This is a genomic window from Wolbachia endosymbiont of Cantharis cryptica, assembly GCF_964277405.1.
Lineage (GTDB): Bacteria > Pseudomonadota > Alphaproteobacteria > Rickettsiales > Anaplasmataceae > Wolbachia.
Genome location: NZ_OZ195521.1, coordinates 757,676 through 771,326 on the forward strand (window position 1 = coordinate 757,676; position 13,651 = coordinate 771,326).

Consider the following 13,651-nt stretch of genomic DNA (forward strand, 5'->3'; position numbering starts at 1 on the left):
TTTTGCCTTTTTTTAGGTTATAGCAAGAGGTCTTTAGCATCTTTGTCAACGAATTAGGTCTATCATAAGGAAAAAAATAAGGCTTTTCAGTTTGATTTTTTATTACAATAATTAGATTTATATTCTTAACTAGAAACAATGCTTAGAAGCTTTTTCTTGATTTTTATATTCACAGTATTCATGCCACTGTCAAATGCTGACGCAAGGAAATATATTAGAATTGTTGGGTCTTCAACTGTTTTTCCTTTTATCTCATTTATAGCTGAAGATTTCAGTCGTGTCTTCTCCTTTAAAACTCCGGTTGTAGAATCGATAGGGAGCGGTCCAGGATTCAAAATGTTTTGCTCAGGAGTGGGGGAAAATACGCCAGACATCGCCACTTCATCTCGTCCTATAAAAGAAGCAGAAAGAGAGCTATGTAAAAGGAATAAAATTAACGAAGTGATAGAGGTCATCATTGGCTATGATGGAGTTGTCGTTGCAAATTCGAATCAAAGCCATAGATTTGACTTCACAACAAAGGATTTATTTGAAACTTTATCTGCATATTCTCAAGAAAATGGTAAGCTAGTAAAAAATAATAAGAAGTTTTGGTCTGATGTAAATCAAGCTTTACCAAAAACAGGAATTGAAATTTATGGTCCGCATAGGAATACAGGCACATACGATACTTTGATTAATTCTATTATGCTCGATCAATACTCATGCATGAACTCAAGAATTTTCAAAGAGAATTATAAAGATTCGGAAGAAAGAAAGAAAGCATGTAGTAACATAAGGGATGACGGAAAGTACATAGAAGTTGGAATTAATGAAAACATAATAATACAAAAATTGAAAAGTAACAAAGATGCTTTAGGAATATTTAGTTTCAGCTTTTTAATGAGGAACCAAGATAAAATACAAGGGAGCACAATCGCAGGAATTGAGCCAACTTATGAAAATATATCATCAGGAAAATATATATTAGCAAGGCCTCTATACCTTTACATAAAGAAAGAACACTTGAATACCGTTGATGGATTAAGAAAATTCATTAGAGAAGTTATAGACTCTATCAGTGTTGAAGACGGATACCTATCTAGGCTCGGTCTGATCTCACTTTCCAATGAAGACATAAAGAAAGTTTCAGCAAAAGTTCATGATATAATGTGATGGTAATATTTCTTTTATATTTTTTGTTCTAGAAAGTAACTCTATGGAAAATCACCAACGCCTGCAAACTTTGCGTTCAATCGTGTTCGTTGTTGGAATATTCCTATTGTTGTTTAGCTTAGCAATGCTTATGCCTGCTATTACTAATAAATATCTGGGCTACGAATGGAAAAATTTTCTAGCTGGGTTCATAATTACCTGCACATTTGGTGCAATTTTTATTTTTTTAGGTAAATTAAGTAAATTACATGGAATGCCAGTAGTTTTCGCGATTACCAGTTGTACCTGGATTGTTTTATCTCTATTTGCAGCCATTCCATTCTATTTTGATAATCTGAGCTATGTTGATGCATTATTTGAAACAATATCCGGCTTTACAACGACAGGAGCAACCGTATTTAGTGATGTTGAAAAGCAATCTCCAGGAATACTGCTATGGAGAGCAATGCTGCACGGTATAGGCGGCTTTGGCATAATTACTATAGGAATTGCGGTTTTTCCTATGTTTAAGACTCTGAGCCTAAATAATTTACTTTATTCTGAATATTCAGATGCTACCAAAAGAAGGTTACCAAACACACGAAGTGTAGTGATTCATGTTACAGCAATATATTATAGCCTGATTTTATTATGTATATTGTCCTATCGCCTAGCTGGTATGCCACTATTTGATGCAATATGTCACGGAATGTCTGCTGTATCAACTGGTGGATTTGCTAACTATAACGATTCCATAAGGCACTATAATGATCCCATACTAGAAGTCATAACAATCATTTTTATGATTTTGGGTTCTTTACCTTTTCTTAGCTATTTAAAAATCATAAAGCGATTAGACATTTGCCACGATGAACAGGTCTCTTACTTTGTTAAGATAGTCATTGTCTCATCTTTATTCGCTTACTTTTGGTTGCATAAAAATGTTGATTTAGGAGTACCATTTTCATTTAGATGCAGCACATTTACCATCACTTCTTTTATTACATCAACTGGCTATACGACTTGTAATTATGTAAATTGGAGCTTTATTTCAGTCTTAGCTTTTTTTCTAACCTTTATTGGTGGGTGTAGTGGTTCTGCAAGTGGTGGCATCAAAATCTTTCGTTTGATTGTTTTTCTAAGGTCTATAGAAAATCGCTTTCGCCTTTTATTAAACCCTGACGCAAGCGATAGGGTAAAATTTAATGGTAAAATCTTAGGAAATGATGAAATTCACTCTGTCTTTGTATTTTTCGCAATTTACGTATTAACGTTTACCATTTCATCAATAGTAATGTCTTACTTAAGCAATGCGGACTTTATAACCAGCATCAGTTCAGTTTCTGCAATGCTTACAAACTCTGGTCCAGGATTCAGTAATTTAATAGGCCCTTCAGGTAATTATTCCTCTTTTAGCAATGGAGTAAAATTATTTCTGTCGTTTTTAATGCTGCTTGGCAGACTTGAAATATTGCCAATCTATTTTTGTATAGGCAATTTGTTCAGTGGTTTTGTCATTCCAGAGCGTGACCAGAAAATAAAGAAGAAGAATGGATCCCAGTGTCGGCTACTTGGATGACAGGAAAGGGGCACTGGGATGACAAAATTGCTAGGCCTATAGTTTACATTTAAATTTTATTTCATATTATTATAAGTATTACACAACTTTAAGGGGCAGTTATGGCAGTTATGCCAGATAAATGGATAAGAGAAAAAGCTGAAAACTTTGGAATGATAGAGCCTTTTGTGGATCATAAAAGCAGTAAGGGTGTTATATCTTTTGGATTATCATCTTATGGGTATGATGCAAGAGTGGATAGTAAATTCAAGATTTTTACTAACGTTAATTCAGCTATCGTGGACCCTAAGAATTTTTCCGAAAATAGTTTTATAGATAAGGAAGCAGATGTATGCATAATTCCGCCAAACAGCTTCGCACTTGCAAGTACAGTTGAGTATTTTCGTATACCAAGAGATGTACTAGTTATTTGTGTTGGTAAATCAACTTATGCAAGGTGTGGGATTATAGTAAACGTTACCCCCTTAGAGCCTGGGTGGGAAGGTTATGTGACGTTAGAATTTTCAAACACTACTCCGCTTCCTGCAAAAATTTACGCTAATGAAGGTGCATGTCAATTTGTGTTTTTAAGTGGTGAAAGCGAGTGTGAAAAATCTTATGATGACATGAAAGGGAAGTATATGAATCAATGTGGTATTACTTTGCCGATGGTGAAGTGATTGCTGGAGTATGTTTAAAAAAACTGTGCCAAGTCAAATAGTATAAATGGATCAGCTCCATCACAATTAATAGTTCATTAAAATTTGTGCCTAATTTTTGGGTATAGTGCACTTAAAACAACATTCTAAAAAACTTTGCTATGTAATTCAGTTCCTGCACATCATTCACTGCATAAAGTGGTTCAGTTTGCTGCTCAATACCTGGTATTTCTATGAAAATTTTGCCCACTTCTTGTCCTTTTTTAATGGGTGCAGGTATCATATCTTTATATTCAACACGCACCTTAATTTTGTTATACAGATTGCGGTTGTAAGTTATGGTAACATCGTTTGTAACTGTGACTGGTACTTTTTTTTCCTTTCCATATAGAACATTTATTTCCTCAACTACACTATCCTTAGCGAACATTTTTTTGGTATTAAAATGATTTAGGGAATATTGTATCAGCCTTTTTGCTTCTTCTATTCGCTCTTTCTCAGTATTTAAACCGTTTACAACAGCAAAAATTCTCCTATCGTTTCGTTTTGCAGATACTATAATACCGTAACCACCAGCGTTTGTATAACCGGTTTTTAATCCATCAACCCCAATGTCGTGAAAAAGTAGAAAATTTTTGTTTTTTTGTAAAATGTTGTTATGTGTCAGATATTGTTCAGAAAATAAATCGTAATACTCAGGGAAATCAGTAAAAATCCTTTTTGCTAATATTACCAAATCTTTTGCACTCATAAAATGGTCTTCGTCTGGCCATCCGCTTGAGTTAACAAAATGACTGTTGTTTAGGTTCAAATTTTGCGCAACTTCGTTCATCTCAGCCACAAAGTTCTCTTCTGATCCTGCAATGCCTTCGGCTAGTGTTATGCAGGCATCATTGCCTGAGACTATTGTAATTCCTTCGAGTAATTCTTTCACCGTAACAAATTGACCTTCCTTTAAAAACATAGAAGAGCCTTTTCTTTCCCACGCTTTTCTACTTACTCGAAATTCATCCTCCATGTTTATTATTCCAGCTTTTAAATAATCAAAGGCTACATACAGAGTCATTAATTTGCTCATTGAAGATGGAGCCATTTTTTCATCAGAGTTATGCTCAAAAATGAACGAGTTTGAAGCTAAATCTAAAACTATTGCCTGTTTTGCTTTGCTTCTAAACTGATATGAATATGAAGCAAAAGGAAGCGAAAGAATTAATAGCGAAATTATCAATTTGCCTAATATGTTCATAGTTTCAAATTTATGGTACACTAATTAATAGTATAATTTTGCAGGGGTATTTCAATAGATCTCTTGCATAACAAACTTTTAGCAGCACGTTGGAAGAAATTTCTTGACAAACTCCGCCAGTCCTCTTATTATGATAATAAGGGTATTTCTGACTCAAAACTTGTTTTTGACCTGCAGGCTCAATGACAAAATTCAGTAAAAAACTCAGGGTATTTTTTGGCGGATTACATAAAATTATGGCGGCTGCATGTCTTTTAAATTTTTTCTACATTCAGCCAAATCGCGCTTATACTAAGCGTCAGCACATTATTACAGCGCCAGTTTAAAGTATTATAGAGTCAAAACTCGCACTACGGGGCTTTTTTTGCCTTTTTTTCGCTTGGTAAATTTCTTAAATATTTTCTTAAATTTTATAACTAAACTGGATTCCAGACTGGAATGACAAAAGGAAGGAGCACTGGGATTACAACGAAGGGCTACTGGGATGACAGGTGAAGGAGTTTCAACTAGATGGTTGTAGGTGCAGTGTGAATTTTTTACTTTGGTAGTCTTTCATTGTCATTATAATTATAAAAGCAGTTGAGCTTAATTGATATGAAAACTTTCACGAAAAATTTTAAGAGTAAGGAAAAAAAGCTGGAGGAGTTTAATGAGGAAATTGAAGATATAACAACTGTAGCTCAAGATAAGTTTGCGCATGAACTTGAAAATATCGCATATGACAGTGTACAGAAATTTCGCAGTCTGCTTGCTAAAGAGTTAAACTCCATCTTTAACAATATTCACTCTCAAAATGTCAATTTGCTGAAATCCAGCCTAGTTGAATATGCTATAAATTCAAATTTTATCAATAAAAAAGGAGAAACAGCTTTAATACGTTCTCTTCTTAATGTAGTAGGACACACAATAAAGAACTTATAGCTCAAAAATTCAGGAATTTCAAGCATTTAGAGTTGTTGCTATACAGATTTAACTTAATATTAAATACAAGAAATATAGCTAAAGTAAGTAAGGTTTGCTGACTTACCGTCACAGTATCTCAGCCGCTAGCAAGTAACGAGGTAAATCTTACTTATTCTAGCTATAAAAAACGGGGGTTGTTATGTCAATTTCACCAAGAATATATGTGCAACGTAAATCTAAACCTAAATCTTTTCCAGTAACTTTAGAAGAGGTTAAATCTTTTTTACGCATTGAGAATGATCAAGATGATAAGTTAATTTCAAATCTAATTCTTATGGCAACTGACTATGCTGAATGGTATATGGAAAAGTCGCTGGTAAAGCAAACATGGCAAGTTTCATGTGAAGATTATGTACCTCGTAGGATCTATTTAAGCTATGGTCCTGTCAGGGTAATAATATCTGCTATTGCAACGATATCTAAAAATCAAGAAAAGAGAACACTTAAGTGTTATTTTAGCGATGTAGGAAGCTATGTTGAACTTTTCAATTATTTGAATGCAATAAGAGTTGATGTTGTGTACGAAGCTGGCTATGACAACGTTCCTGAGCAGATAAAACTAGGTATTATGCAGCATGTTTCTGCTCTTTATAAGAATCGTGAATCGGAAGTAATTAGCTATTTGTTTAAAGTAGTGAAGGAGGTGTATTATTCCCCATTTCGCGAGCTAAGAGTTGTGTTGTAAGTAAGACAGAGGTTAATTATGGAAAAAATTCAAGCTATAAATGAGTTGTACAATAGCATTTATGCAGCACTAAAGGCAAATTCTGATTTAAGGAAATATGTTACTAACATTTATGATTACTTACCCAAACAAGTTACTATTCCTTACCTGAGATTGCACATAGTAAATTATAATAACCTGCATATGCTATCCAACTTTGCTGCGAAGGCAAGATTTTCATGCGACATATATGCCTATCATATAGATAGTATGTTTGCCATTACAAAGCATATTAACTTGATACTTAAGGATATTAAATATTCCGACAATGAAGCTGTATTAGAAAGTAATTGTGCTATGGATCAGCACGATGAAATTTTACATTCAACAATTAATTTTGATATTTTTATAAAAGGGGGTGATAATGAGCAAATTACAGCTAAAAATTAAAGATCATGATAATAATTTTATTGTGCTAAATAATATACGAAACTTAAGGTTTACTTTGCGTAATAACAGAGAAGAGATAAAAGATATTTCCTCTTTTGGCTGGAGAAAAGTGCTCGATTGTGCTGGAAGCAGACACATTACGATAAAAATTAATGGAATTTTAGACTCTGTATTAGCTGATGAATTATTGCGTAATTCTGCTATATTAAACTCTAATAATGATTATGAAATTAGTTTTAATGCTAAGGAAAAGATAAGGCTCAGGTGTTCAGTTGAATTGTATGAGAGGTATTATGACCCCACAGCTTTTGACAGCTTTACTGTAGTTTTAGCCAGTGCTGAAGTTGTAAACACCTTTCATTAATGTTAATTTAGTTTTTTCGTATATAATAATAATTGGTAAAAATTTTAAATAAATGATGAATGATGAAGAGCTTTTTAAAGAAGATGGTGATAATATTGAAGAAAATAACGATGATAGAAGAGAGAGGAATTTGAAGAGTGAAAATCAGCTAAATCAAGAAGAGCAAAACAAAGAGAAAGATATAGCACAGTATGTCCAAGACTATTTAAAAGCTTTTGAGGATATCTTAAATCAGATCGACGAAGGAATTGATAATTTGGATAGTTACGAAAGGACTATGCAAATAAAGCGAAGTATAGACAGGCTCATAGAGACTTTATATAGTCAGGCTGCGTCTGAAGATATTGATGCAGAATTTGAAACCACAAAGCATACTCGCGATAAATCAGAATCTATAAAAAGAGTTAGAGAGAAAAGAAGGAAGCAAGCGATAGAAGAAGTATTAAGTAGCATTCAGCAACAAAAGGAGCTAAACGCTAAACGCTTAAGTCATGGACATGAAAAAGATGGGGATGTCCACGAAGCAAAGGCACGAATGAAGTCTTCAATCAGAGGAGTGTTATTTTCGGTGATTGGTAACGCGATGAATCCGAGAAAGATGGCAGGAGAGACTGCGGACAGTAACGAAAAGGGTGCTAATAGATATGGAAGAGAAGCAGCAGGGGGAGTACTCGGTGCATTATTAAAAACATTTTTAACCGCTGTCACCGCTATTGTGCACGAAATTGTCAAGCCGCTTCAGCAGCATACTAATGAACAAGAGACGTCTTTTGCAAAGCGAGTTGAGGAAAGCAGAAGAAATACAGATCCACAAAAAGATCTATCTATATAGACTTCTTACATGTTTTCAATTCCTCAGCGTGTAAACTGCGTGGTAAAGACTCTAATTCCTTTGCAGCATTCAACTCTTTATTTTTTGCATGTATACCAAGCTTATTAAATTCTCTAGCAGCAGGAAATACTCTTGCTTCAAGTGAACCGGCAGTTTTATTATAATGATCAACAGCACTTTTTAAGCTTCTTCGCAAATTATCAAAGTTTTCGCTCATTGTGCAAATTCGCTCATATAAAATATGCCCTAGTTCACTGATTTTTTTTGCACTTTCAGCTATCATTTCTTGCTTCCATCCATACGCTATTGCCCTCAGCAGCGCGATTAAAGTGATCGGTGTTGCAATAATAACTTTTTTTTCCACTCCAATCTCTATCAAAGCAGGCTCATATTCCAGTGCTGCGCTAAAAACCCCCTCCCCTGTTAAGAAAAGTACCACAAGTTCTGGCGTATTTTCAAATTGATTCCAATACTCTTTTTTGCCCAGATCATTTATATGTTTTTTTATTGCCAAGGAATGATCCTTTAATTTTTCTTTTTGTATCTGCAAATCATTTTGTGATACAGCATCAAGATAAGAATCTAGCGGAACTTTAGCATCTATTATTATTTGCTTTCCAGATGGCATTTTTATTATTAAATCAGGGCGCAATAAATTATCTTCATTTTTATCAACTACTGATGGTTGAATTAAAAAATCGCAGTATTCAATCATTCCCGCCATTTCCACCACTCTTTTTAGCTGCATTTCACCCCACTTTCCTCTAATATGAGGTTTCCTCAAAGCATTAGCAAGGTTAGAAGTTTGGTTCATTAACGCTCCAATTTGCTCTTTTAAACCTTCATAGGCCCCTACCCTCTCTTTCTCTAGTTCGCGTATTTCACTATCAAATTTTTCTAATTTTTCTTTTATTGGAGTTACAACTTCGTTGATCGTTGCTTGTCTTTTTTTGAAATCGCTTTCCGTTTCTTTTAATTTACTATCAATTACTTCCTTCGCTAAGTTTAGAAAATTGTTGTTGTTCACCTGCAAAGCATCAAGAGAGAGCGCTTTGAAAGTATTTGTTAATCTCTCCTCTGCTTTTGTTAGTAATTCTATTTCCTTTTTCTTTTCCTCACGTTCTTTTTGCAGAGTTACTTCAAGTTCTGCTCTTTTGACACTTAAATCAACTATTTCTTCATTTTTCGTAAGCAAAGTTTGCTTTGTTTCTTGAAGTTCTTGCTCTAATTTACATGAATTAACTTCAAGATTTATTTTCTCCTCGCTCAGTTTTCTATTCTTTTTTGTGATGATATAGAGAAATAGTAGTAAGGAGAGAAAATTTAATCCCAGAGCTATAGAATTGAAAAGCATTAGAATAAAAAAACTGTGTTTACAATTCTATATGATTTTTGTGTATATAGGAAAAAAAAGAGCACCTAAAGAAGTGCTCCTTTATGAGGGGTTTGCTACAAAATTAGCATTAAACAGATTGACCAACACCAGCAGTGTGTGGTTGTGTTTTTAGATTAGTAGTTTTTGAATTTGGTGCGTTACCAACTGTAATCGGATTTTTAGATATCTGAGTCACAATAACAGGACTTCCACCCTCACTTAAACCTAACACATTTCTCATGTCTTCCAGTTCACTATATAAAGTGTTACGATCACAATGTGTTATTGAGTGTACATTAAAACTTGAATAAAATGCATTAATGCAAAGAACTCGGCCAAGAATTACTTCGAACACACCTTTATCACATTTGATACATACATGATATTCTGATGGATTTTGACAGTTCACATTATCAAAAACTTCGGATGTCTTATTTATCGCTACGTGTAGCACCAGGTGTCTATTGTCACCTTTTCTAATAACATCAAAAACGCCAGGTTTGTTTTGTAGTAGCTCAATCATACTATTGCTTTGAAAGTTACTTGCTTTACTTTCTAATGGATTAGTACCACCTGGTTGACTTACCGTATCCCCAGGCTTCCAGCATGATGAAATTTTTCCTAAAATCCATGAAATTCCTGTGTGATCAGCAATCCACTTAAAAAATTTTTTTATGTTTTTCCACATGTTTTTTTTCCTTAAATTAATAATTAATTTACTTAATTATGCCATATAAAGTTTAATATGTCAACTATTTTAAAGGGAAAGTATATGCTATAAAAGAAATAAAGCGATTTTAAAGATGCTGTAGAAGTTTTTAGTACTTGCTTGCAACTTTCAACAATTTAATAGCACTGGTGTTTACAACTTCTCCGCCGACACGCTTAGTGACAAAAAATCTAACGTAAGGTTTATTCGTGTAAGGGTCTCTCAGTATCCTCATTCCTCTACTATCTACAATCTTATAAGCTTGTTTAAAATCTGCTATTGCAATTATCGGTAGCTGACTGCTTGATGCAGGTGGCATATCAGCAGATTGATATACTGGTATTCCCATTAAAGTATCTGGAGCTTCGAGCGACAAACTTGGTTGCCAAAGATATTGACCCGTTTGAGACTTGAGCAGCCTAATATCTTTCAATGTACTCCTGTTCATCAAAAATGACGCATTTTTGAAATAATATTCATCCAGAGAATAATACAACATCATCATTGAATCACTATCTAGTTTATCAGCTTTAATTTGCTCTATTTTATTGTAACTGTTTCCATTTTCATAAGCTAAAATTCCTTTGGGTTGAAAAGTGCCCTCACCCTTAATGAAGGCTTCGCTTTCTTCCTTACTAAAAGTCTCAGCAATCTTTTCCACCAACCAGCTCTCAACATCGACGAATACATCATCAAGCAGTTTTTGTGATATCTGTGGTTGAGCGTATAACTCGTAAGTTGTGATGGAAACTTTTTGGATTTTAGGTGTGTCCGTATCTTTTGTCAAATCATACTTAGATTTATTGCCACCATCTTCATCATCTACTGTTTCACTACTCCAACCTGCACCAGCACAGTCACCATCTTCTATAATATAATCCAATGTTTCAGTAGAAATTTTTTGACTAGAACATATTTGCCGCATCGGAGACGAATCATTTACACGCTTATTTATGCGTTTTACAATATGCGGAGTAATTAGATATCCTCCAATATCACCATCATCTCCACTGAGAGTTTTGTGCGATAAGCCGCTTTCCATCCCCTTGCGGATATAATCAGAAAAATGTTTGTCGCTTGTGCTAAAATCTGTACTTACTTCTGGACGTTGAACTGCAGTTTCAATTAAATTCAAGCGTTCTTTACAATTATCAACATCATTAGACTTCTTTCAAAATTCACGTAAGGAGCTCAAAATTGTGGATAGCAGCAATCAAATTAAATCTTAAACCAAAACGTTTTCGTCGGTTTCTATATCTATCGGAAATGATTTTAAACCTTTTTAATAAGCCAATTACGTTTTCAACAATTGCCCTTTGGCTCATAAGTGTTCTGTTCTCTTTTTTTTGTTCTTTGCTTAACGGATTCTTTTTCGTTTTCCTGTGAGGTAATACAACATTTTTATGTATTTTTTGCATTCCTCTGTAGCCGGCATCAGCTAAGATTTTAGTTTCCGGCAATATTGCTACCTTTGATTCCCTAAATATCCGAAAATCGTGTTTCCTACCTTTCGAGAAAGATGTACATATTACTTTTTTACTCTTCTTCTCTGCTACTACTTGCGTTTTTATAGTATGCCTTTTTTTCTTTCCAGAGTAGAAGCATTTTTGCTTTTTTTTGGCCTCTCTACTGGTGTTTCAGTTCCATCTATTACCAAAACTTCATATTCTACATTACCCTTTAATAGCTCTTTTTTTCCCGGTAATGAAAAATCTGGATGTTTTATTAGCGTGTCTTCTACCCATCTTATTATTTTGAAACAGTTACTTTCACTCATGCCATAACTTTGACCAATGTGGAAATACGTTCGATATTCCCTCATATATTCTAATGCCATAAGCAACCTATCTTCTACGCAAAGTTTGCTTTTTCTTCCACTTCTAGCTTTTTTTCTTTTATCCTCCTCATCCAAAATTTCCACCATTCGCTTAAATGTTCCCTTTTTTTCCCCTGTTAAGCGCCTAAATTTCTTTCCTTCCAACTTTTCTATTTCTTTATATCTCATACCTTAAAATATCTGATTTTATACTTCTTTTCCCTTGTTTGCCAATTTTGAAAGAAGTCTATTATTTATCTTGCATAACTGCTCAATTGTTGCAGAATCAGCACGCCCTTTGCTTTCAATTTCTTTTAGTTTGCGATCGTTTATTAATTTAAATTGCTCCCATGATGAAGCTAATTCATTAATACGATAAGCAATATCGGCAAGTGACATAATAGCCTCCTTTGAAAATGAAATTAAAATGTATGCTAATGTAGTTAGTCTCGCAGTGTCTGGCTACGGATGCAATTTCATCATTTAGTAGCTGACAAGAGAGGACAAAAACCACTTATTTATTTGTTGAGGGTATAAACCAGAAAACAACACGACACTACCTAAATAATGCCGCGCGTTATTAAATACTTACACTTAACTAAGTTAAGTGAGGAAAAATATGAAAGATAATAATACTATATAATGTTCATCTTTTTATGTCAAGCACTTTTTTATTTTTCTTGCAACTTTGTCTGCCTCAATTAGTCAATAGACCTCTTGCATAACAAACTTTTGGCAGCACGTTGGAAAAACGACTTGACAAGCTTCGCCAATCCCCTTATCATAAAACTGAAGCTATTTATTTATCTTCGCAATCTCTGCAGCGGATTAAAATGACAAGAAAACTTGTATTTGGCGTACTATTGTTTAATTTTTTGCACTATGTGCACCGTATGTCTTTATAAAATTTCTAGGTTTTTACCTACATAAGCTGAAACGCGCTTATAAAGCGTTCAAGACATCACCCAACGTCAAATTTTAAAATAGAGAGTGTAATAACTAGCTACCACGGGTTTTCTTTGCCTTTTTTTCTGCTCAGTAAATTTCTTAACGTTTATAATTTGGGTTAGTTGCATTTAAAAGCAGCTAAATTGCAGCGTTTAGAATAAAAAACGCCAATATTTGAAGTACATATAAATAACTAGCCAACTACGGGGCTTCTTTTGCCTTTTTTTAGGTTATGCAAGAGGTCTAATATCAATTCCGCACTACTTGCAGGATCATTGCTTTTTGTAATGGGCCTACCAATTACGATATAATCAGCTCCTGAATTTATTGCTTCTTTTGGTGTTGCTGTCCTTTTTTGGTCATCATGACCAGGGTCTATACGAATTCCTGGAGTAATAATTTTAAAGTCTTTACCGCATTCTCGGCGCACTTCTTGAGCTTCCAGCGCTGAGCAGACTATTCCATGCAGCCCAATCTTTTTTGCAAGCTTTGCAAGCAAAATTACCTGTGATTTTACCTCTCTTTCTACTCCACACTCATTTAAATCCTCATTGCTCATACTAGTTAGCACAGTCACTCCAATCAGTTTCATTTTTGTGCCTTGCACTACACTTAGCGCTTCTTCAAGCATTTTTGTTCCACCACTTATATGTAATGTTAGTATTTCAACACCCAGAACCTTTATTGCTTCAACCGTTTTAGCTACAGTGTTTGGAATATCATGCAATTTCAGGTCTAAAAAAATCGGTACATTACACTTTGCAACTTCCCTCACTCCAGAAGGACCATGAGCAGCGAAGAATTCTAACCCTAGCTTTATCATGCCAACCTTATCACGTAAGGCGTTAGCTAGAGAAATAGCCTCATTTAAGTTCTGTGTATCTAGTGCGCATATTATTGGGTTCATTGTACATCCTTGCATAATTTTTTTTA

At 34.3% G+C, this 13,651-nt stretch carries 13 protein-coding genes and 2 pseudogenes; 8 read left to right on the top strand and 7 right to left on the bottom strand.

Features of this window, described 5'->3' with window-relative positions:
- The first annotated feature begins 138 nt into the window (after positions 1-138).
- From ACICP6_RS03665 to dcd, 3 genes are all read left to right on the top strand, one after another.
- Complete coding sequence (locus ACICP6_RS03665) at positions 139-1,155, top strand: substrate-binding domain-containing protein (RefSeq protein WP_395462654.1); 1,017 nt, start codon at positions 139-141, stop codon at positions 1,153-1,155.
- 43 nt (positions 1,156-1,198) lie between these two features.
- Positions 1,199-2,713, top strand: coding sequence for a TrkH family potassium uptake protein (locus ACICP6_RS03670; protein WP_395462655.1), 1,515 nt, complete (start codon positions 1,199-1,201; stop codon positions 2,711-2,713).
- A gap of 101 nt (positions 2,714-2,814) precedes the next feature.
- Positions 2,815-3,372 carry a dCTP deaminase gene (gene dcd / locus ACICP6_RS03680; protein ID WP_395462656.1) on the top strand — a complete coding sequence of 186 codons (558 nt, stop codon included), beginning with the start codon at positions 2,815-2,817 and terminating at the stop codon, positions 3,370-3,372.
- A 112-nt stretch (positions 3,373-3,484) separates the two neighbouring features.
- Here the strand turns inward: dcd and ACICP6_RS03685 are convergent, their stop codons facing one another.
- The gene (locus tag ACICP6_RS03685; RefSeq protein ID WP_395463663.1) at positions 3,485-4,591 is read right to left on the bottom strand and encodes a D-alanyl-D-alanine carboxypeptidase family protein; all 1,107 of its coding nucleotides are present in this window, start codon (positions 4,589-4,591) and stop codon (positions 3,485-3,487) included.
- 600 nt (positions 4,592-5,191) lie between these two features.
- On the opposite strand from ACICP6_RS03685, the gene ACICP6_RS03690 reads away from it, so the two are divergent.
- The 5 genes from ACICP6_RS03690 to ACICP6_RS03710 all read left to right on the top strand — a co-directional run bounded on the left by ACICP6_RS03690 (position 5,192) and on the right by ACICP6_RS03710 (position 7,870).
- Positions 5,192-5,518: a hypothetical protein gene (locus ACICP6_RS03690; RefSeq protein WP_395462657.1), complete on the top strand. Its 327-nt coding sequence runs from the start codon at positions 5,192-5,194 to the stop codon at positions 5,516-5,518.
- Between the two features lie 181 nt (positions 5,519-5,699).
- Complete coding sequence (locus ACICP6_RS03695; RefSeq protein ID WP_395462658.1) at positions 5,700-6,245, top strand: head-tail connector protein; 546 nt, start codon at positions 5,700-5,702, stop codon at positions 6,243-6,245.
- An 18-nt stretch (positions 6,246-6,263) separates the two neighbouring features.
- On the top strand, positions 6,264-6,674 hold the full coding sequence (locus ACICP6_RS03700) for a DUF3168 domain-containing protein (RefSeq protein ID WP_395462659.1): 411 nt from the start codon (positions 6,264-6,266) through the stop codon (positions 6,672-6,674).
- Positions 6,649-7,038 carry a phage tail tube protein gene (locus ACICP6_RS03705; RefSeq protein WP_395462660.1) on the top strand — a complete coding sequence of 130 codons (390 nt, stop codon included), beginning with the start codon at positions 6,649-6,651 and terminating at the stop codon, positions 7,036-7,038. Before ACICP6_RS03700 ends, ACICP6_RS03705 begins: the two co-directional genes overlap by 26 nt.
- Before the next feature lie 55 nt (positions 7,039-7,093).
- Complete coding sequence (locus ACICP6_RS03710; protein ID WP_395463664.1) at positions 7,094-7,870, top strand: hypothetical protein; 777 nt, start codon at positions 7,094-7,096, stop codon at positions 7,868-7,870.
- Here ACICP6_RS03710 and rmuC read toward each other — a convergent pair.
- The 6 genes and pseudogenes from rmuC to pyrF all read right to left on the bottom strand — a co-directional run bounded on the left by rmuC (position 7,863) and on the right by pyrF (position 13,625).
- Positions 7,863-9,224, bottom strand: a complete 1,362-nt coding sequence (gene rmuC, locus ACICP6_RS03715) for a DNA recombination protein RmuC (RefSeq protein WP_395462661.1) — start codon at positions 9,222-9,224, stop codon at positions 7,863-7,865. The two genes, ACICP6_RS03710 and rmuC, sit on opposite strands and share 8 nt — an antisense overlap.
- A 109-nt stretch (positions 9,225-9,333) precedes the next feature.
- Positions 9,334-9,933, bottom strand: coding sequence for a hypothetical protein (locus ACICP6_RS03720; RefSeq protein WP_395462662.1), 600 nt, complete (start codon positions 9,931-9,933; stop codon positions 9,334-9,336).
- Between the two features lie 130 nt (positions 9,934-10,063).
- Positions 10,064-11,110: pseudogene (locus tag ACICP6_RS03725) on the bottom strand (phage major capsid protein); the annotation flags it as partial.
- A 22-nt stretch (positions 11,111-11,132) separates the two neighbouring features.
- Positions 11,133-11,959, bottom strand: a protein-coding gene (locus tag ACICP6_RS03730; RefSeq protein ID WP_395462622.1) for an IS5 family transposase whose coding sequence is annotated in 2 segments (ribosomal slippage) — positions 11,133-11,572 and positions 11,572-11,959 — 828 coding nt in all. Because the reading frame shifts where the segments join, the coding sequence is not laid out codon by codon here.
- Between the two features lie 54 nt (positions 11,960-12,013).
- Positions 12,014-12,169, bottom strand: a pseudogene (locus ACICP6_RS03735) (phage major capsid protein); the annotation flags it as partial.
- 742 nt (positions 12,170-12,911) lie between these two features.
- Positions 12,912-13,625, bottom strand: coding sequence for an orotidine-5'-phosphate decarboxylase (gene pyrF / locus ACICP6_RS03740; protein ID WP_395463665.1), 714 nt, complete (start codon positions 13,623-13,625; stop codon positions 12,912-12,914).
- Between the last annotated feature and the right edge of the window lie 26 nt (positions 13,626-13,651).

Excerpts from the sequence above, each read along its gene's own strand:
- ACICP6_RS03670 (WP_395462655.1), top strand. The coding sequence starts at position 1,199 with ATGGAAAATCACCAACGCCTGCAAACTTTGCGTTCAATCGTGTTCGTT.
- ACICP6_RS03705 (WP_395462660.1), top strand. The coding sequence starts at position 6,649 with ATGAGCAAATTACAGCTAAAAATTAAAGATCATGATAATAATTTTATT.
- rmuC (WP_395462661.1), bottom strand. The coding sequence starts at position 9,224 with ATGCTTTTCAATTCTATAGCTCTGGGATTAAATTTTCTCTCCTTACTA.
- dcd (WP_395462656.1), top strand. The coding sequence starts at position 2,815 with ATGGCAGTTATGCCAGATAAATGGATAAGAGAAAAAGCTGAAAACTTT.
- ACICP6_RS03695 (WP_395462658.1), top strand. The coding sequence starts at position 5,700 with ATGTCAATTTCACCAAGAATATATGTGCAACGTAAATCTAAACCTAAA.
- pyrF (WP_395463665.1), bottom strand. The coding sequence starts at position 13,625 with ATGAACCCAATAATATGCGCACTAGATACACAGAACTTAAATGAGGCT.
- ACICP6_RS03720 (WP_395462662.1), bottom strand. The coding sequence starts at position 9,933 with ATGTGGAAAAACATAAAAAAATTTTTTAAGTGGATTGCTGATCACACA.
- ACICP6_RS03690 (WP_395462657.1), top strand. The coding sequence starts at position 5,192 with ATGAAAACTTTCACGAAAAATTTTAAGAGTAAGGAAAAAAAGCTGGAG.
- ACICP6_RS03700 (WP_395462659.1), top strand. The coding sequence starts at position 6,264 with ATGGAAAAAATTCAAGCTATAAATGAGTTGTACAATAGCATTTATGCA.
- ACICP6_RS03710 (WP_395463664.1), top strand. The coding sequence starts at position 7,094 with ATGAATGATGAAGAGCTTTTTAAAGAAGATGGTGATAATATTGAAGAA.
- ACICP6_RS03665 (WP_395462654.1), top strand. The coding sequence starts at position 139 with ATGCTTAGAAGCTTTTTCTTGATTTTTATATTCACAGTATTCATGCCA.